This is a genomic window from Streptomyces sp. NPDC003023, from assembly GCF_042888225.1.
Lineage (GTDB): Bacteria > Actinomycetota > Actinomycetes > Streptomycetales > Streptomycetaceae > Streptomyces.
Genome location: NZ_JBIAPL010000006.1, coordinates 285,406 through 302,837, shown reverse-complemented (window position 1 = coordinate 302,837; position 17,432 = coordinate 285,406). Strand labels below are relative to the sequence as shown.

Sequence of the window (17,432 nt, the reverse complement as noted above, 5' to 3'; positions counted from 1 at the left end):
CGCTTTCGCGAGGGACCTTCTTCAGTCTGTGCGCCGCCAGGGACTCGAACCCCGGACCCGCTGATTAAGAGTCAGCTGCTCTAACCAACTGAGCTAGCGGCGCCTGCTGACGTCGTAGACCTTAGCACCCTGATCGGCGGGAGGAAAAATCGATACCCGGTCCCCTGCGGAGGCCTTCGCGCGCACCGCCCGTACGCACGCCCAGAGCAGGACCTCGGGGCCGGGGAGCCACGGCTGCCGGGTGTCGGGGGCCACCAGCCAGCGCGGGTCGCAGGCGCTGTCCGCCGGGGTCAGGGGCGGTACGGTCACCGCGTCACCCGAGCCGTGGCAGAGCAGCGGCGGTACGGCCTCGCCCCACTCCTCCCAGTCGAGCAGCGACGGCAGCCGCTGCGCGGTGCCGGGCGCGGCGAACAGCATCATCCGGCTACGGTGCATGGCCACCGGCCCCGAGCCGGGGCCCTCCGACCACAGCTCGTCGAGCATGCGCCGCCCGAAGATCGCGGGCACGTTCACGACATCGAACACCGTGCCGCACGGCAGCACGGCGGGCGCGGTCGGCCGGGCCTCCCACTGGGCGAGCGCCGAACGCGGGTGCGCCTCGGCGGAGACGAGCCAGCCCGCACCGGGGAGTGTCACGCGGGCCGCCAGGTGGTCCGGGTCGTCGAGCGCGGCGTAGGGCAGCGGGGACAGGTCGCGAAGCCATGCGGTCATGTCCTCATGCTTACCCGGGGTGATACTGCAATTTCAGTTGGTTGGGCGAAACGAGGACAGGACGGGGCGGAGAGGAGTATCTTCCGCCACCGGCATATGCGTTCTGCTGTTGACCGGCCGGAAGCAGGGCCCGTCCGGAGGAGCCTGGAACGTATGGGTCGGTCCTCGGGTCAGGCGCCACCGGCACCCCGGCTAAGAGACCGCGCCGCGGAGGAGGTCGGTGCCGAAGTCGATCATCTTGCGGGCGTAGTCCTCCGTCCAGCCCGCCCGTTCCGCGATGTCCGCGGGCGTCAGGCGGTCGAAGCGGCGGGGGTCCGCGAGCTGGGCGGCCGCGACGGCCTGGAACTCGACCGCGCGGTCCGTCGCCGCCCGGAAGGCCAGTGCCAGTTCCGTAGCGCGGTCCAGCAACTCCCGCGGGTCCGTCATGGACTCCAGGCCGAAGAAGTGGTCGGGGTCGGAGGCGGCCTCCGACGGTTCGAAGAGCAGCGGGGCAGGCCGCACCCTCCGCTCGGTCGTCCGCTCCGGTTCCGCCATGTGCGTACTCCTCCTCGCGTCACGGCCCGCGCTCCGGACCGCCATCCATTGTCCCGCGCCGCGCAAGACCGCCTCAGGCCGTTCCCGGGCGCCACGGAACGCGGTGCTCCGACAGATGCGCCAGCACCGCGTGGTTCGCCTCCCAGCCGTCGGGGAACTTCACGGTCACGCCCAGCTGCACCGGCTCCGTCGACGGATGCTCGTCCAGCAGGTCGCCCACACCCTCGCGGCACACGACGACGCACGCGTGCCGGTGCCGCGACGCGAGGACGCACAGGCGGCCGGTCTCCAGGTGGAACGCCGTCGCGTCCGGTCGGCCGGACAGGGGATGCAGCACCACGGTGACGTCGTACTCCCGGCCCTGGAGACGGTTGGCCGTGTCGACCGTCACACCGGTCACGCCCAGCTCCGCCAGCGCGGCCCGCACCGCCGCCGCCTGGTCGCGGTGGGCGGTGCCTACGGCGATCCGGTCGGCGGTCAGCGGCACCGGCTCGGGGGACCGTTCGGAGACCGCCGCGCCCCCGCGGTCCAGCAGCCGCCGGACCACCAGGGCCACCGCCCGCACCGCCTCCGGGTCGGTACGGGGAGTGTGGCGCGCGGGCAGCTCCAGCAGGCCCCAGCCCGACTCGGCGGCCACGTCGAGGACCCGGTCGGGCCCGGAGCCGTCGGAAGGCACACCGAAACCGAGCCGCCGGTCGCCCGTGTTCGTGCCGCTGCGGAACGGCGTGTACGGGTAGAAGGCGTCGGACACCAGCGGCGCCGCGGACGCCGGCAGCCGCCAGGAGACGGGCAGCCGGTGCTGCGGCAGGTCCGGGTTGTGTGCCAGCAGGGTGGACACCGCGCTGGCGGACGGGTCGTACGACAGGCCGGCCCACTGCTCGGAACCGACGATCGAGAACGGGTCGAGCTGGCCCGGGTCGCCGACGAACAGCGCCCGTTCGAACAGGCCGGCGACGGCGAGCAGCGCGTCGGAGCGCATCTGGTACGCCTCGTCCACGATGGCGTGCCGCCAGGGCTCGACGCCCTGCACATGCGCCCACTTCGCGGCCGTGGAGATGACGACGTCCAGACCGGCGAGGTCCCCGGCCTTCGCGGACTTGCGGACGTTGTCCAGGTCGTCGAGAGCCTTGTCGTACGGATCGGAGTCGTTCGAGTGCAGACGCCCCACGGGAAGCTCGGGCTCCTTCTCCGCGAGCCGCAGAACCAGGTCGTCGACCTGCGCGTTGGTCTGCGCGACCACCATCAAGGGGCGGCCGGCGGCGGCCAGTTCGAGCGCGGCGCGCACGACGAGGGTGGACTTGCCCGCGCCGGGCGGTGAGTCCACGACGACGCCCCTGGCGAAGCCGTGGAGCGTGTCGCGCAGAATGCCGGCGGTGGCGGCGGCCGCCGCCGCGCCGGGGTCGAACGTCACAGCAGGTCCTCCGGGGTGACGAGGTCGGGGATCTCGGCGACGTCGGACCGCGGGGGCCCGCCGTGCGTCCACGGAGTCTCCTCCGGGTCCGGCAGCTTCGGCCCGCCCCGCTGGTCGTGCTCGAACAGGGTCCAGGCGATCCGGTCGCCCTTGACCGGTACGGACCCCTCCGCCGGGTCCTTGGCGCGGCCCATCCGGTCGGTGACCCGCAGCACGAGCGTCCCGTCCTCCTCGTACCGTACGAACTCCGCCGTCTGCGGTCTGCCGTCCAGCGAGCGGTACACCTTGGCGCGCTCGTCGAGGTGCGGGCGGTCGTCCGTGCGGACCGTCAGCAGCGGACGAGGGCTCGGCCTCTTCGACTCGGACCAGCTCATCTCCACGTCGAGCACCTCCGACACGAACGCCTCGCCCGACAGCCGGCGACCCGCCAGCACCAGCGGATCGTCCAGCGACTCCTGCGCCTCCAACTGCGCCTGCGCCGTCTCGCGGGCGGCGAGCTTCTGCGCCGCGGTCACGGCGTCGTCACGCCGCGGCTGGGGCGGTTCGCCCGCCCGGACCCGGTCGCGGTGCGCGGTGAACGACCAGCGGTCGCGGGTCCAGCGGTCCTCCACCCGTGAGCCCTCCGGCAGTTCGCGCACGAGCTCCACGGCACGCCACACCGCGCGCCAAGTGGGCCGCATCTGGTCCGCGAGAAGGCGTCGGACCTCCTGCTCCGCACGGTGCAGCTCGCCAAGCCGTTCGTCGGCGCTCGCCCCTTCCTCGGCCGTCGCGAGCAACTGCCGGGCGCGGTCGTAGCGCTCCATCGCGGGCGCGAGCCGCCGGTTGTCGAACACGGGATCGGTCGCAGGACCGGCCGGCGGGCAGATCAGCATGCCCTCGCGGTCCCGGCCCAGCTCCGCGCGCAGCGCCGCGGCCGCCCCCGGCTCTCCGTCCGACGCGTCGATCCAGGCCAGCAGCGCGCCCAGATGCTGGTCCTCCAGGGAGGACTGGCCGGTCGCCCAGTGGCGGTTCAGCAGATCCGTCGCGGCGAGCAGCAGCGAGGAACCGGGGACGCGGGCGCGCTCGCCGTAGTGCGTGAGCCAGCGGCCCAGCAGCGGGACCCGCGGCGGCGCCGGATACGGCGTGTCCGGGTCCTGTTCGGCCGTGCGCCGGAACCGCATCGAACGCCCCAGCAGCCGTACGAAATCCACGCCCGCACGGCTCGGCACGATCAACTGGGGCGCGTCCGCGCACAGTTCCACCTCGACGGTGACCTTCTTGCCGGTCTCCGCGTCGGTCTCCTTGCGCTCGACGAGCTCGACGTCGTCCCCGAAGCCGTCCAGATACGGCAGGACCACGCCGGCCAGCTCGGCGAGGAACGCCGACCGCAGGTCACGGTCGCGCGGCTGCGCCACGACCAGCAGCCGCGGCTCCTCGGGGTCCGTCCCCACCAGCGCGCCGAGCGGAGCCCCCGCCTCACCGGCGGTGGTCAGCGGCACGAACACCAGCGGGCGCTCAGAGACGTGCCGGTGGCGGACCGTCGCCAGCGGCTGCGCCCGGCCCGTCTCCACGGCCTCCAGCCGGGCGAGTGTCCCGATCAGCGACATACGACCGACCCCCGTCCCACGGCCGCGCTCTCCAGGGCTTCCGCCCGAAGCGCCGCGGCCCGACGGAGCGCCGCGACCGCCGGGTCGGCGGGGTCGCCCGCCTCGCCGCGTGCCGCCGCCAGCACGTCGCCGACGGTCGTGAGACCGCCGAGCTCCCCGCGGACGGGCCGGCCCAGAGTCTCCACCGCTCCGGCCTGCCGGGCACGGTCACGGCAGTGGAACGCGAGCTCGCAGGCGGCCAGGCACTCGGGGGCGTACGCGTGCGGGACCGACTCGACCGCGGCGGTCAGCTCGTCGGCCGAGCAGCTCTCGAGGTCGAAGGTGACCCCCTCCGGCAGCGCGGCGGCGATGTCCTCGACACGGGTGAGCCTCGCCAGCTGACGGCGGGTCACGGACAACTGTTTGCGCACGTCCACCGCGGAGGCGGTCGGCAGGTTGGAGAAGTCCTTGGGGCAGACGAGCAGAATGCCGTGCGCGACCTGCGCGCCGTCCGTGACGGCGGCGATCCGCTCCAGCGCCAGTACGTAGACCGCGGCCTGCCGGGCGGCCGCGCCGACCTTCGACGCGTCCGCCGACGCGTCGACCATCGGGAACGACTTGATCTCCACGACCGTCCACCGGCCGTCGGGACCCACGACCACCGCGTCCGGTTCCAGATAGGCGGGAGAGCCCGCCACGTCCAGGGCCAGCAGGGGGTGATCGAGCAGCGTCCACGCGTCCGCCGCCGTCGCCTCGCGCAGCGCCAGCGCCGTACGCGCGGCCCGGCCCTCGGGCCCTGCCGCGGTCAGGTCCGGCACCAGGGCGCCGGCCGGGTCGTCCAGGCCGAGCAGCCGCAGCAGCTCCTTGCCCCCGTCGGCCTTCACCCGCGCCTCGAAGGCATTGCCCCGCATGAAAGCGAACTGCGACTGTCCGAACGTCCCCGGCGAACCGAGCGCGGAGGCCAGTGCCGCCTTGTCCACCCCCGCGCCGTCCAGCAGCGCCCGGCGCCTGCACCCGGGATTGGCGGCGAGGGCCGCCAGGGCGCGGGCATCCAGCGGATGGGGCTGCGCGGCAGGCCCGCGCAGCTCAGCGAGCCGCTGCCGGAGTGCTGTCGTCGGCGCCTGCGGGGAGGGTCCGCTGTCCAGGGATTCGCTCACCCGCGGAAGTCTCGCATCCGCCACCGACAACGGTGGTCCCCGAGGCGGTCCGGGCGGGCCCGAACCGGTCGCGCACCCGGTCCGCGAGGCGCGTCGCGGGGCCGGTCAGCAGCGCGCCGACGCCCATCACGGCGGCACCGGCGACGGCGTCCAGGAAGTAGTGGTTCGCGGTGCCCAGCACCACGACCGTGGTGAGCAGCGGATAGGCGACGGCCAGGATCCGCGTCAGCGGCGTACGGCCGTGCCGCCACAGCACCACACCGCACCACAGGGCCCAGCCCACGTGCAGGCTCGGCATCGCCGCGTACTGGTTGGTCATCCCGCCGAGCCCGCGCGGCGCGCTCGCCTCCGCGCCCCACCAGCCGTACGAGCTGTACTGCGCCATCGTGTCGACGAAACCGTAGGACGCGTCCAGGAGGCGGGGCGGGCAGGTGGGCATCAGCGTGAAGCCGACCAGGCCGAGGAGGGTGGAGAGCATCAGCCAGGTACGGGCCGCGCGGTAGCCACGTGGCCGGCGGTGGAACAGCCACAGCAGCAGGGCCGGGGTGACCAGGTAGTGCAGGGACGCGTAGACGAAGTCGGCGGGTATGCCGAGGGCGGGGACATCGGTGAAGAGACGGTTCAGCGGATGCTCGGCGTCGAGCAGGAGTGCCTTCTCGGCCCGGAGTATCGCGAGGCCGTGGTCGACCGCGGTGAAGACGTCGCCGCGGGCGAGGAGCCGGCCGGCGCAGTACGCGGCGTAGACGGCGGTGATCAGCAGCAGCTCGGTCCACCAGCGGGGCCGCCGGTGAGGTGCGGTCTGCGGCATCGGGCGCTGCCTCCGTCTTCGTCGTCGGGTTCGGCCGCGGATGTTCGTGATCGTCGGCATCCGTACTCGGAGGGGGACGCCGGGATCGTTGCGGAGGTTGCCTCCCGTTCAGGTGCGGGATGATGGGACGACATCCGATCGTGAACTTCAGGGGAACCACTCATGGCACCGCGGATCCTGCTCGCCCGGCACGGCCAGACCGAATGGTCACTGCTCGGCAAACACACCGGCAGGACGGACATCCCCCTGCTCGAGGAAGGCCGGCGCGGCGCGAAGCTGCTCGGTGAGCGGCTGCACCGCGCGCCGTGGTCGGGTCTCGAGGGGGTGGAGGTCCGCACCAGTCCGCTGATCCGGGCGAGCGAGACCTGCGCGCTCGCGGGCTTCGGGGACCGGGCACGGCCCTGGGACGCGCTGATGGAATGGGACTACGGGGCGTACGAGGGGATGACGCCGCCCGAGATCCAGGCGGTCCGGCCGGGCTGGCTGCTGTGGCGCGACGGCGCGCGTGACGGCGAGAGCCTCGCGGACGTCTCCGCCCGCGCGGACGAGGTCGTCGAGTGGGCGCGCTCGGCCGACCGCGACGTGCTGGTCTTCGCCCACGGCCACATCCTCCGCTCGCTCGGGGCGCGGTGGCTGGGCGAGGACATCTCCTTCGGGGCGCGCGTCCGGCTGGATCCGACGAGCTTGTCGGTGCTGGGGTGGGCGTACGGGGAGCCGGCGATCGAGCGGTGGAACGACACGGGGCATCAGGAGGGGTGACGGTGGGGGCGGTTGGCGCCTGCGGCGTGCCCGTACCGCTGCCCGCCCCTTCCCGCTGTACCGATGTGCGGCTCCGCCGCGCGGGGGCTCTGCCCCCGTACCCCCGCGCCGCAAACGCCCGTGCGGCTGCTTGGAGCCCGGCCGGCGATTGAGGCCACCGCGCGAAGCGCGGTACGCCGCCCGCGGGGCGGGCGCCGGGGTCCGGGGTCGGCCCCGGTTCGGGATGGGGCTCCCTCCCATGGCCGCCAGGTCACAGGAAGGAGGGCGGGGAGGGGAAACGCCCCGCGCGGCGGCGCCGCCCGCCGCGGACCGCGTCAGGCCTCGGCCGTCGCCGACGACGCCCGGCGGCGGAGGAACGTCGCCACCCCCGGCACCCCGCTGTGCGGGAGCAGTACCTTCGCCGTGTCCGCGAGCATCGACTGGATGCGGGAGGACCGGACCTCGCCCAGCAGGTCGAGCACCTGCTCACCCGCTGCCGCCGCCTCGTCGGGAGCTCCCGCCCGTGCCAGGTCGGCGGCCAGTTCCGCGCGGTAGAGCGCGAGGTTGCGGGTGAAGCGGCGGTCCTGGAGGGACGCCGCGCGCTGTGCGTGGCGGGCCGCGCGGGACCACTCGCCGAGCGCCGCCCAGCACTGCGCCTGGAGCGCCTCGAGTTCGGGTTCGGCGAAGAACGACATCCACTCGGGGTCCGCCCCGGACGCTCCGCGCCCGAAGTGCTCGTGTGCTCTCGCCAGCGACTGCTCGCAGTTGGCGCGGTCGCCGAGTCCCGCCCAGCCGCCCGCCTCACGCAGCGCGAGCAGCGACAGCAGCCGCGGCGAGGCGATCAGCCGGCCGGCCTGCTGGCCCGCCTGCGCGGTGCGCACGGCCTCGCGGTGTCGTCCCGCGTCCCTGGCCAGGAACGACGTGTTGCAGAAAGCGTGGGCCTCCAGGGCCGCGTCGCCCGCCACGCGCGCGGTCGCCAGCGCCTCCGCGTAGTGCGAGCGCGCGTCCTCGAAGCGGCCGGAGTCGTGGGCCAGCCAGCCCACCGAGATGGCGAGTTCACCGGCGCCCGCGTGCAGTCTCCGGGCCGTGGACCCGCGTGCAGTCGCGCCCGCGTCGAGCAGTGCGTAGGCGGCCCGCAGCGGCTGGGCGGCGCGGCTGTAGAGGCCGTCGGCGCCGTGCCGGTCGTCGAGGAGGCGGATGCGGCGTACGGCCTCCTCGACGGCGTGGACCTCTGTCTCGCCGACTCTCCGCAGGTCGGGTACGGATCCGGGTACGAGCCCCAGGGATGCGGCCGCCATCGTGGCGGAGCCGCTCGTCATGAATGCGCGACGCAGCACGTCGCTCTCCTCGTCGCTGTCACTTGCGCTGCCGACCATGGGGAAGGGGCGGCAGGGATGATGTCGGTTCTGGCCGGCCGGGCTTTCCGCCTCGCCCGGCGGCGACGCGGAACCGTCCCGGTCCGGCGCGCCGGACCCCCGTCCCCGACCGCGTACGCGCTCCCGGGCCGTGAAGCCCAGATCGGTGAGCGCGAGGCCGGGGAACATGTGCAGGAACACCCGCTCGTAGGCGTAGTTCGGGCAGCGGATCTCGCCCGCCTCCACCCGGCCGATGTAGCGGGCGTCGCAGGAGACCTGCTCGCCGATCTCGCGGGCGGCCCGGCGCACGGCCGTCGCGAACTCGCCCGGCGAGCGGTGTCCGCGCAGCCGGCGGAAAGCCAGGTTGGGTACGGGGGCGCGAACTGCCCGTGATGCCTGTGACGATGACGCCATGGCCGTGGCCTCTCTTGGTGCGGCCGTGTTCCGGCGGGGCAAGAACGTACCCGCTGTGACAGGCCTTTCACCCGGGGATTGACCACAAAAGGGGCATCTCTCCGGTGATCTGCCATGAACTGCCATCCTTTGCGGCGGCGTGCCGCCGTAGCCCTTGACGCGCGCGGGCGTTGAACCGTACGGAGCCGCGTCACGTGTCTCCACTCGAGCGAGGAGGGGATCCCCTTGTTGGAGGTCGGCATGGAGACCAGTGCGACGCCCTCGACCACGGCCGGGCACAGGCCCAGCCCGGACAGCAGTGCACCGCCCGCTCGCGACATGGTGGTGCCGGCCGGGCCCGCGCGGCCCTGCGATCTGGTGACCGTTCCCGCCCGGCAGGGGCTCGAGGCGGTCGACATCCTGCGCCGTTCCGCCGCGCCGGCGGTGGGACCGGTGCTCCACGACGGGGCGTGCGACACCCTCGGGTTTCTCGTCCCGCCGGGTACCGCCGACGCCTGGGACGTGCCGGGCAGCGCGTGCACGCAGACCTCGGGACGCGGCCTCCGTGTCCCGGCGGAACCACCGGTCACCGGGTCCGGATGGCTTCTGCCGCCCGGCGACGACTCCGATTCGGTCACGGACCCGGCCGTGCTGCGTGAGGCACTGGGCGAGGCGGCCCGGCTGATCGAGGCCGCGGACAACTGCCGCTGAGGCCGCCGTCCGGACACTTCCGGTGACCGTACGTACCCGGCTGTGCCCGGAGGCATCCCGGTCGTGCCCGGACGCAGGCCGTCCGCCGCCGGGCGATAATGGTCGCGTGGCGAAGAGCAGGCGACGTGGTGGCGGTGGGGCTGAGCCCTTCGTCGCGGCAGTGGACGGCGGACTCGCCGAGCTCATGCCCGACCGGGACCGCCCTCGCGGATGGACGCTGCTCATCGACGGCGCCCCGCAGTCGCACGTGGATCTCGACGATCCCGCCCACCTCTCCTTCGAGTACCAGCGCAGACTGGGTCACGCCGTGGATCTCGCGGCCCCTGCGGGACGCCCCCTTCAGGTCGTGCACCTCGGCGGCGGGGCGTTCACCCTGGCCCGGTACGTCGCCGCGACCCGCCCCCGCTCCACCCAGCAGGTCGTCGAAGTGGACGCGGCGCTCGTCCAACTCGTACGCACCCAGCTCCCGCTGGACCCCGGCGCCCGGATACGGGTGAGGTCGGTCGACGCGCGGGCAGGGCTCGCCAAGGTGCCCGACGGCTGGGCGGACCTGGTGATCGCGGACGTGTTCAGCGGTGCCCGCACCCCCGCCCATCTGACCAGCACGGAGTTCGTGGCGGAGGTGCGCAGGGCGATGAGGCCGGGCGGCTGCTACGCCGCGAACATCGCCGACGGGCCGCCGCTCGCGCACCTCAGGGCGCAGATCGCCACGGTCGCCGCCGTCTTCCCCGAGCTGGCGCTGGCCGCGGACCCGACCGTGCTGCGCGGCCGCCGCTTCGGCAACGCCGTGCTGCTCGCGTCGGACCTCGCGCTGCCGGTCGTCGAACTCACCCGCCGCGTCGCGAGCGATCCGTACGCCGGCCGTGTCGAACACGGGCGGGCACTGGCCGACTTCACGGGCGGGGCCGCTCCCGTGACGGACGCGAGCGCCAAACCGTCGCCCGTACCGCCGCCGGCCGTGTTCCGCTGAGGCCCGGACGCGTCAGCGCTCGTCGAACTGGACCATCGGCGGACGCCCGTTCCAGGTGCAGAACACCGACACCTCGTGCCCGTCCCGTGTGAACGTGACCCGGATCCACGTCGGCTGCTTCCACACCTGCATCTGCCAGCCGGACGCCGGCGTCGCGGAGACCAGTTCCGCGGAGTGGTCGCCGATGTCAAAGACGACCCGGCCGCCCTCGACGTTGTAGCCCTTCACGTTCCCCGGGCCCGAAGTGGCCGACGGCGAGGGGGAGTCCGGGGGAGGGCCGGTTCTGCTCGGGGACGCCGGCGGGGGCGTGGTGGCCGGGCGCCTGCTCGGCGAGGGGGACGGGCTCGGCGGACGGGCCGTCGACGAGGCCTGCGGCTTCGCCGCCTCGGTCGTCGAGTGCTGCGCGGTGATGGGCAGTGCGCGCGGCCGGTCGTACGCGGTTCCGGCCATGACCGTGTGGACGCCCCACCACGACAGCGTCACCGCCGCGCCGGTGGACAGCGACCACGCCATGGCATGTACGAGCCCTCGATGCATCGGGGCCATGGTGCACGTACTCGTCGTACAGGCCCGCCTCCTTGAGACCGAAGGCTCCGAAGACCCCGACGGTGATGGTCGTCCGTGCCCTGCCGTCCGCTTCCTTGCCGTCCTCGGCGCAGCCGGTGAGCAGCCCGGCGCAGAGCGCGGCGACGACCGCGAGGACTGCCGTCCTGCGCATCGCGTCCTCCTTCGCCGGGCGGGGCGACTCGGGGAGCCCGCTGCCGCTCGCCCGGTCCGCTGCCGGTGGCCCCTGGCCGTTTTTGTTCGGGAACCGTACTTTTAGCACGTCGGTGGGGGCCCACGGCAGGGCGGTGACCTGCGGATTCCCGGCGACACGCGACAGGAGGGCATGGGAGCGCTCCCAGTCTCAAATTCGTCGGGTTCGTCGCTTCGGAACCGGGGTGTCAAGGCAGCTGACACGTTATGTTCTCCGCCTGGGCAGTCTGGGGAGGCGGACACGATGTCTCGGACCATCCGCACGGGGAACGGGGGGCGGGCCACCGGCCTGCCCACCCTGGAAGAGGTGGCCGCGCGCGCGGGAGTCGGACGCGGCACGGTCTCACGCGTGATCAACGGCTCGCCGCGGGTCAGCGAGGAGACCCGGGCGCTGGTCGAGGCCGCCGTCGCGGAGCTGGGCTACGTACCCAACCGCGCCGCCCGCGCCCTCGCCGGGAACCGTACGGACGCGATAGCGCTCGTCGTCCCCGAGCCGGAGGACCGTTTCTTCACGGAGCCGTACTTCTCCGAGATGGTGCGCGGTGTCGGAGCGGCCCTCGCCGACACCGAGATGCAGCTGCTTCTCACGCTCGCGGGAGGCGACCGCGAGCGGAAGACGCTCGCCCAGTACCTGGCCGCGCACCGTGTCGACGGCGTACTCCTGGTCTCGATGCACGCGGGCGACCCGCTGCCCGACCTGCTGGAGCAGCTGTCCATCCCGGTGGTGATCAGCGGTCGCCGCTCGGCGGACGAGACACTCGCCGCGGTGGACTCCGACAACTTCGAGGGAGCGCGGCAGGCCGTCGACCATCTGACGGCCCGCGGGCGCCGCACCATCGCGACGATCGCCGGCCCGCTGGACGTCTACGGCGCACAGCGCCGACTGGACGGCTACCGTGCCGCCGTCGCCGGAGCGGGGCTCGGCACCGACCCACGGCTGACCGCCGTGGCCGACTTCAGCGAGCAGGGCGGCCGTGCCGCGATGCGCACCCTGCTCGAACACCGTCCCGACCTCGACGCGGTGTTCGCCGCGTCCGACGTCATGGCGTCCGGCGCCAGACATGTGCTGCGCGAGTCGGGCCGCCGGATCCCGGACGACGTGGCACTCGTCGGCTTCGACGACTCGGCGGTGGCACGGCACATGGACCCGGCGCTCACCAGCGTCCGCCAGCCGACGGAGGAGATGGGCCGCACCATGGCCCGGGTGCTGCTGCAGGAGATCGCGCAGCCGTCACCGGAGCGCCCGCAGATCGTGCTCCCCACGGAGCTGGTGGTGCGGGACTCGTCCTGACGACCGCCCGCCCGGGAGGGCGGGGGACGATCCGCCGGGAAGAGCCGGCATACGACAAGAGCCCCGGCATACGACCCTGGTACGACAAGAGCCCCGGTCCGCGGACCGGGGCTCTTGATCAGGGTGAGTAACGGGACTCGAACCCGCGACATCCTGGACCACAACCAGGTGCTCTACCAGCTGAGCTATACCCACCACGACCGGTCCTTTTTCCCGACCGGCCGAGAAAAAGTGTACAGGGTCCGGGAGGGTGCTCGCGCCAGGGTTTCCGGCGGGTGGTCGCGGGGGGTTTTCCGTGGGTACCGGCCGCCGGTTCTACACGGCGGGCAGCACGTGCTTGGCCGCGATGCCCTTCGCCGTCTCCGAGTCGGGGCCCGGCTGCGGGACGAAGACCGCCTCGCGGTAGTAGCGGAGCTCGGCGATCGACTCGCGGATGTCGGCCAGCGCCCGGTGGTTGCCGTTCTTCTCCGGGCTGTTGAAGTACGCCCGCGGGAACCACCGGCGGGCCAGCTCCTTGATCGAGGAGACGTCCACGATCCGGTAGTGGAGGTAGCCCTCGAGCGTCGGCATGTCACGCAGCAGGAAGCCGCGGTCGGTGCCGACCGAGTTGCCGCACAGCGGGGCCTTGCCGGGCTCCTTGACGTGCTGCCGGACGTAGGCGAGGACCTGCTCCTCGGCGTCCGCGAGGGTCGTGCCGCCCGCCAGCACGTCGAGGAGGCCGGAGGCGGTGTGCATCTGGCGCACCACTTCGGGCATCGTCTCGAGCGCCCCGTCCGGCGGGCGGATCACGATGTCCACCCCGTCGCCGAGTACGTTCAGTTCCGAGTCGGTGACCAGTGCGGCCACCTCGATGAGTGCGTCGTCCGTCAGCGAGAGCCCGGTCATCTCGCAGTCGATCCACACCATGCGATCGTTCATGCGACCTACCTTACGGGGGTGCCGGTGCCGCGTTCCCGGCCTCGTGCAACTCGTCCGCCCCGGCTCCGGGTACGAAGGCCGCCCGGGTCCGGGGCGGAGGCCGGTCCGAGTACCGCACGTGCACGGCATCGGCACGGCACTGGCACGGCCCGAGCGGGGCCCGAGTGCCGCACGGGTACGCCGCGAGCGCCGCACGAGTACGGCCCGGCCGGGACGGCATCCTTCGCAGGCGCTGTCCCGGCCGGGCCGGACCGTGCTCTTCGCGGACGCCGGTTACGGCGCGCTTCGCTGGCCGGGCAGGCTCGCCCGGCCGTGACCTGCCACGTACGCCTCCGGAACCGGCTTGCCCAGCTCGGCGGCGGCCGAAGCCATCACGGAGGGACCGGCAGGTCCCACCGGACCGCGTCTGCCGCCCGGCCCCGTCTGCGCGGGAACCACGGCATCCACCATCGACGCCCGGTCCGGCTCCGCCTGGGGCCTACGGGCCCGGTACGCGGCCCGGTACGCAGCCGGGGACGAGCCGAGCTGCCGCCGGAAGTGGCCGCGCAGGGCCACCGGCGACCGGAAGCCGCAGCGGCCCGCGACCTCGTCGACCGAGTAGTCGGAGGTCTCCAGCAGCCGCTGTGCCTGCAGCACCCGCTGGGTGATCAGCCACTGGAGCGGGGCCGACCCCGTGAGGGAGCGGAACCGCCGGTCGAAGGTGCGCCTGCTCATGTACGCACGCGCGGCCAGCGTCTCCACGTCGAACTGCTCGTGGAGGTGTTCCAGCGCCCAGGAGACGACCTCGGCCAACGGGTCCGAGCCGATTTCCTCTGGTAAAGACCTGTCGAGATAGCGCTCCTGACCGCCGCTGCGGCGGGGCGGGACGACGAGCCTGCGGGCGAGAGCTCCGGCTGCTTCCGTGCCGTGGTCAGTGCGCACTATGTGGAGGCAGAGGTCGATTCCGGCCGCCGTGCCCGCGGACGTGAGCACATCGCCGTCGTCGACGAACAGCTCACGCGGATCCACGTGCACGGACGGGTAGCGCTTCGCCAGGGTCGGCGCGTACATCCAGTGGGTGGTGGCCGGACGCCCGTCGAGCAGGCCGGCCGCGGCCAGGACGAACGCCCCGGTGCACAGGCCGACGATGCGGGCGCCCTCTTCATGTGCCCGGCGCAGTGCGTCGAGCGCCTCGGGCGGTGGCGGCGACGTGATCGAGCGCCAGGCCGGCACCACGACGGTGCCCGCCCTGCTGATCGCCTCCAGGCCGTAAGGCGTGGTCAGCTCCAGACCGCCGGTGGTGCGCAGCGGTCCGTCCTCACCACCGCACACGAGCAGGCGGTAGCGAGGAACTCCGGCGTCCTGACGGTCAATTCCGAACACCGAGAGCGGGATGGAACTTTCGAATATAGGGCCGCCGCTGAACAGCAGCACGGCGACGACTTCCCTGCGTCGGCGCCCGGACAGCTTCCGTGCCGTCTCCGGTGCGGCGGAGTCCTGACTCATGACGCTAAACCCCCCTCGAAGTGCGCGTCTCCCCGTTCTTTTCGGGCCTTTCGCTCCTGCACGTTTCCCCTCGGTTCTGCACGAGTCCCCCGGCCGTCGATACTCATGATCGAATCTACTGCGTCCCGTGGCGCCGGCGTGACAAGTTCGGGATGCCCCGCTATGTCGACATGGCAACTTGGCGCGATGCATTCGATCACGAAGCGTTCCACTCAGGGGGCCCACAGGGAAGTGCGCGTCACCGGCATGGCCCGTCCCCGTAGGGTGCGAGCGGTGCCTGTGGCCCTTTCTTCCCTGGTGGCAAGGGGGTTCGCAGGCCATTTCGACAAGGTTGGCCCTGTGTCGAGAAGTTGGCTGAAAACATACGGGTGCGAGCACGGAAAACCGTCAGTCGCCGGACAGGCCGCTCGTTCCCCGCCGTGCGCCGTGCCGGGCCCCCGGGACAGTACCGGAACGATGCCCTCCGGCCGTCGCTCCGCCCTCGGCCTCCCGGTCGCGGGCCGCGGTCCGCTCGGAGCGGCGCAGCAGGGCCCGGCAGGCGGCGGTCACGGCGGCGAGACCGAGGGCCGCGGCGGCCGCGCCACCGACGGATGTCCCGTACACGACCAGTACGACCGGTACCAGCAGGCAGCTGAAGGCGCCCCAGCGGATGACGTCGCCCGCGGAGTCGGAGGACCGCCCGGAGGGCCGGGTGGTGAGCCGGGTCGCGGACCGGCCGGAGGGCCGGGGACCGGAGCGGGCCGAGTGACCGGATCGGCCGGAGTGGGCCGAGTGGCCGGATCGGCCGGAGTGGGCGGAGGGGCGGGGGGACGATCGTGCGGGCACGGATGCTCCTGGGGGCGGCGTGGTGATCTCTGGGCCGGCCCGGTCGGCGACCGGCCTCCGGTGCGCCCTCCGGCGGATGGCCGCGGGGGTGCGTCCGGCTGGCCAACGAGGACCGGAGTCATCCGGTCACCGTTGGCGCGCAGACGGCTGTAGTGGCCAAGCGGCATTGCGATCCTGCGCGCGCTCGGGCATGCTCCCTGGAACGTCGCACACGGGGGCAGCACGCCCTGGGCAGGAGAGGAGTGCCGCCGTACCCTTGGGGGTATGGGGTTGGGAAGATGATTCCCGGACACAGCTCCCCCGTCACTCCAGCCGACGACGTACCTTCCTGAGTCGATCCCTCTCAAGAGGACCTCTTTCGCCGAGACACCGATGGCCGGTCACGAAATCCCCGAACCCGCGGACCGCAAGCAGGTAGCCGATCCCTTGTCGGACCTGCGGGCGGTGGAAGAAGCACGCCATTCATGCGATCCCGCCTTCCGGCACGGAGTCGTCGTCGGTTTCGACGGATCGACCTCCAGCGAGCGAGCGCTCGCCTATGCCATCGGTATGGCGAGACGGATCGGTTCCGGCCTGATCATCGTCCATGTGGCCAACCGGCTGCCGACCACCGTCTGGGCAGGCTGCGAGCCGCCCGTCTTCGTGGACGTGCCCGACCACCGCACCGAGGTCCTCGGCCTCGAGCTGGCCTGTGCGGACTACCTCGCGGAGGTCCCGTGGATCCTGGTCGAGCGCGGCGGCGACATCTGCCATGAGCTGGAAGAGGTCGGCCGTGAGTACTCGGCCGACGCGATCGTGGTCGGATCCACGCACGGCATCGTCGGCCGGCTGTTCGGCTCGGTCGCGGGGCGGCTCGCGAAGCGCGCTCAGCGCCCGGTGGTCGTCGTCCCCTGAAACTCTCGCTCGGATCCTCGTGATGCCCAGCCCGGCCTGATCCCGACGGACGATTCGCGCGGGACGCACCGCGTGCACCCGGGCCGGAGTGACGTCTGAGGCGGCGTCAGCGACCGCCAACTTCCTTTCCGCGCAGGCGTGCAGGGAAATCTACTCACCCGTAGCAGGTGGATTGTGCGCTTGTGAAGGGTACATAACGGTCCTGGGACAGCAGGACAGCAGTGCCTGCAGCACAACTGCACAGGACAGGAAGGGAGCCCGCCGTGGACAACGACGTCTCTGCGGGAAGCGCTGGTTCTACTTCGACTCTCGGCCATCTCGCCCTCGGACTGACCCTGTTGGCGTTCGGCGTCGGCAACACCGGCGTGATCGACAACGTGACGGCGGCCGACTCGGCCGCGCTCGCGACCTGGGTCGGCGGAGTGGCGCTCTTCATCGTCGGTCTGCTCGAGTTCCGGGCGGGAAACGGCGGATCCGGTACGGCGTTCGCCGGACTGGGCGCGTTCTGGTTCACCTGGGGCACCGCTGTCGGCGGTGAGACCTCGGCCGAGGCGGCAGGGCTCTTCCTGCTGCTGTGGGCGCTGCTGGCGCTGACGCTGACCGCCGCGGCCTCGGGCAGCGGTGTGCTCGGTCAGGGGGTGTACGCGTTGCTCACCCTCGCGCTGCTGCTGGGTGCGGTGGCCGCCTTCGCGGGGAACGACGGGCTGGCCAAGGCCGGCGGCTGGGTCGGCGCGGTCGCGGGCCTGGTGGCCTGGTACGGCGCGACGGCAGCGCTCGCCAAGTGGCCGACCTTCACCGGGCGCGCTGCCGGCCGCCGGGGGGTGACGGCCACCGGCTGAGGCCCGCCGGGGTCTCACGGCAGCTCAGAGGCCGGCGTGAAGGGTTGCGCGCCGGCCATGTGAAAGGGGAC

At 72.9% G+C, this 17,432-nt stretch carries 17 protein-coding genes and 2 tRNA genes; 6 read left to right on the top strand and 13 right to left on the bottom strand.

What is annotated here, in order from left to right; all coding sequences use genetic code 11:
* Window positions 1-29: 29 nt before the first annotated feature.
* The 7 genes from ACFYV1_RS21610 to ACFYV1_RS21580 all read right to left on the bottom strand — a co-directional run bounded on the left by ACFYV1_RS21610 (window position 30) and on the right by ACFYV1_RS21580 (window position 6,186).
* Window positions 30-103, bottom strand: a tRNA-Lys gene (locus ACFYV1_RS21610).
* Complete coding sequence (locus ACFYV1_RS21605; protein WP_389397135.1) at window positions 94-711, bottom strand: bifunctional DNA primase/polymerase; 618 nt, start codon at window positions 709-711, stop codon at window positions 94-96. The genes ACFYV1_RS21610 and ACFYV1_RS21605 overlap by 10 nt, the downstream gene beginning before the upstream one ends.
* 192 nt (window positions 712-903) lie before the next feature.
* Window positions 904-1,245, bottom strand: coding sequence for a hypothetical protein (locus ACFYV1_RS21600; RefSeq protein ID WP_389397134.1), 342 nt, complete (start codon window positions 1,243-1,245; stop codon window positions 904-906).
* 73 nt (window positions 1,246-1,318) lie between these two features.
* Entirely contained in the window at window positions 1,319-2,656 is a 1,338-nt protein-coding gene (locus ACFYV1_RS21595; protein ID WP_389397133.1) for an AAA domain-containing protein, read from the bottom strand.
* A complete protein-coding gene (locus ACFYV1_RS21590; protein WP_389397132.1) occupies window positions 2,653-4,242 on the bottom strand; it encodes a hypothetical protein in 1,590 nt (529 codons plus the stop codon). Before ACFYV1_RS21590 ends, ACFYV1_RS21595 begins: the two co-directional genes overlap by 4 nt.
* Entirely contained in the window at window positions 4,233-5,378 is a 1,146-nt protein-coding gene (locus ACFYV1_RS21585; protein WP_389397131.1) for a hypothetical protein, read from the bottom strand. Before ACFYV1_RS21585 ends, ACFYV1_RS21590 begins: the two co-directional genes overlap by 10 nt.
* Entirely contained in the window at window positions 5,308-6,186 is an 879-nt protein-coding gene (locus ACFYV1_RS21580) for a phosphatase PAP2 family protein (RefSeq protein ID WP_389397130.1), read from the bottom strand. The genes ACFYV1_RS21585 and ACFYV1_RS21580 overlap by 71 nt, the downstream gene beginning before the upstream one ends.
* A gap of 162 nt (window positions 6,187-6,348) precedes the next feature.
* On the opposite strand from ACFYV1_RS21580, the gene ACFYV1_RS21575 reads away from it, so the two are divergent.
* A complete protein-coding gene (locus ACFYV1_RS21575) occupies window positions 6,349-6,945 on the top strand; it encodes a histidine phosphatase family protein (protein ID WP_389397129.1) in 597 nt (198 codons plus the stop codon).
* Window positions 6,946-7,259: 314 nt separating this feature from the next.
* Here ACFYV1_RS21575 and ACFYV1_RS21570 read toward each other — a convergent pair whose 3' ends face one another.
* On the bottom strand, window positions 7,260-8,693 hold the full coding sequence (locus ACFYV1_RS21570) for a tetratricopeptide repeat protein (RefSeq protein ID WP_389397128.1): 1,434 nt from the start codon (window positions 8,691-8,693) through the stop codon (window positions 7,260-7,262).
* Window positions 8,694-8,933: 240 nt separating this feature from the next.
* On the opposite strand from ACFYV1_RS21570, the gene ACFYV1_RS21565 reads away from it, so the two are divergent.
* Window positions 8,934-9,383: a hypothetical protein gene (locus ACFYV1_RS21565; protein ID WP_389397127.1), complete on the top strand. Its 450-nt coding sequence runs from the start codon at window positions 8,934-8,936 to the stop codon at window positions 9,381-9,383.
* Between the two features lie 106 nt (window positions 9,384-9,489).
* Complete coding sequence (locus tag ACFYV1_RS21560) at window positions 9,490-10,353, top strand: spermidine synthase (RefSeq protein WP_389397126.1); 864 nt, start codon at window positions 9,490-9,492, stop codon at window positions 10,351-10,353.
* A 12-nt stretch (window positions 10,354-10,365) separates the two neighbouring features.
* Here ACFYV1_RS21560 and ACFYV1_RS21555 read toward each other — a convergent pair whose 3' ends face one another.
* Entirely contained in the window at window positions 10,366-10,899 is a 534-nt protein-coding gene (locus tag ACFYV1_RS21555; protein WP_389397125.1) for a hypothetical protein, read from the bottom strand.
* Between the two features lie 454 nt (window positions 10,900-11,353).
* On the opposite strand from ACFYV1_RS21555, the gene ACFYV1_RS21550 reads away from it, so the two are divergent.
* The gene (locus tag ACFYV1_RS21550; protein WP_389397124.1) at window positions 11,354-12,400 is read left to right on the top strand and encodes a LacI family DNA-binding transcriptional regulator; all 1,047 of its coding nucleotides are present in this window, start codon (window positions 11,354-11,356) and stop codon (window positions 12,398-12,400) included.
* 122 nt (window positions 12,401-12,522) lie between these two features.
* Here ACFYV1_RS21550 and ACFYV1_RS21545 read toward each other — a convergent pair.
* The 4 genes from ACFYV1_RS21545 to ACFYV1_RS21530 form a co-directional block, all read right to left on the bottom strand.
* A tRNA-His gene (locus ACFYV1_RS21545) sits at window positions 12,523-12,595 on the bottom strand.
* A 120-nt stretch (window positions 12,596-12,715) separates the two neighbouring features.
* Window positions 12,716-13,318, bottom strand: coding sequence for an oligoribonuclease (orn, locus tag ACFYV1_RS21540; protein ID WP_389397123.1), 603 nt, complete (start codon window positions 13,316-13,318; stop codon window positions 12,716-12,718).
* Window positions 13,319-13,591: 273 nt separating this feature from the next.
* Entirely contained in the window at window positions 13,592-14,803 is a 1,212-nt protein-coding gene (locus ACFYV1_RS21535; protein ID WP_389397122.1) for a helix-turn-helix domain-containing protein, read from the bottom strand.
* A 387-nt stretch (window positions 14,804-15,190) separates the two neighbouring features.
* Window positions 15,191-15,628 (bottom strand): hypothetical protein, encoded by a 438-nt coding sequence (locus ACFYV1_RS21530; protein ID WP_389397121.1) that lies wholly within the window; start codon window positions 15,626-15,628, stop codon window positions 15,191-15,193.
* A 372-nt stretch (window positions 15,629-16,000) separates the two neighbouring features.
* On the opposite strand from ACFYV1_RS21530, the gene ACFYV1_RS21525 reads away from it, so the two are divergent.
* Both ACFYV1_RS21525 and ACFYV1_RS21520 read left to right on the top strand, forming a co-directional pair.
* A complete protein-coding gene (locus ACFYV1_RS21525; protein ID WP_389397120.1) occupies window positions 16,001-16,522 on the top strand; it encodes a universal stress protein in 522 nt (173 codons plus the stop codon).
* Between the two features lie 263 nt (window positions 16,523-16,785).
* Window positions 16,786-17,361 carry an acetate uptake transporter gene (locus ACFYV1_RS21520; protein ID WP_389397119.1) on the top strand — a complete coding sequence of 192 codons (576 nt, stop codon included), beginning with the start codon at window positions 16,786-16,788 and terminating at the stop codon, window positions 17,359-17,361.
* Window positions 17,362-17,432: the final 71 nt, after the last annotated feature.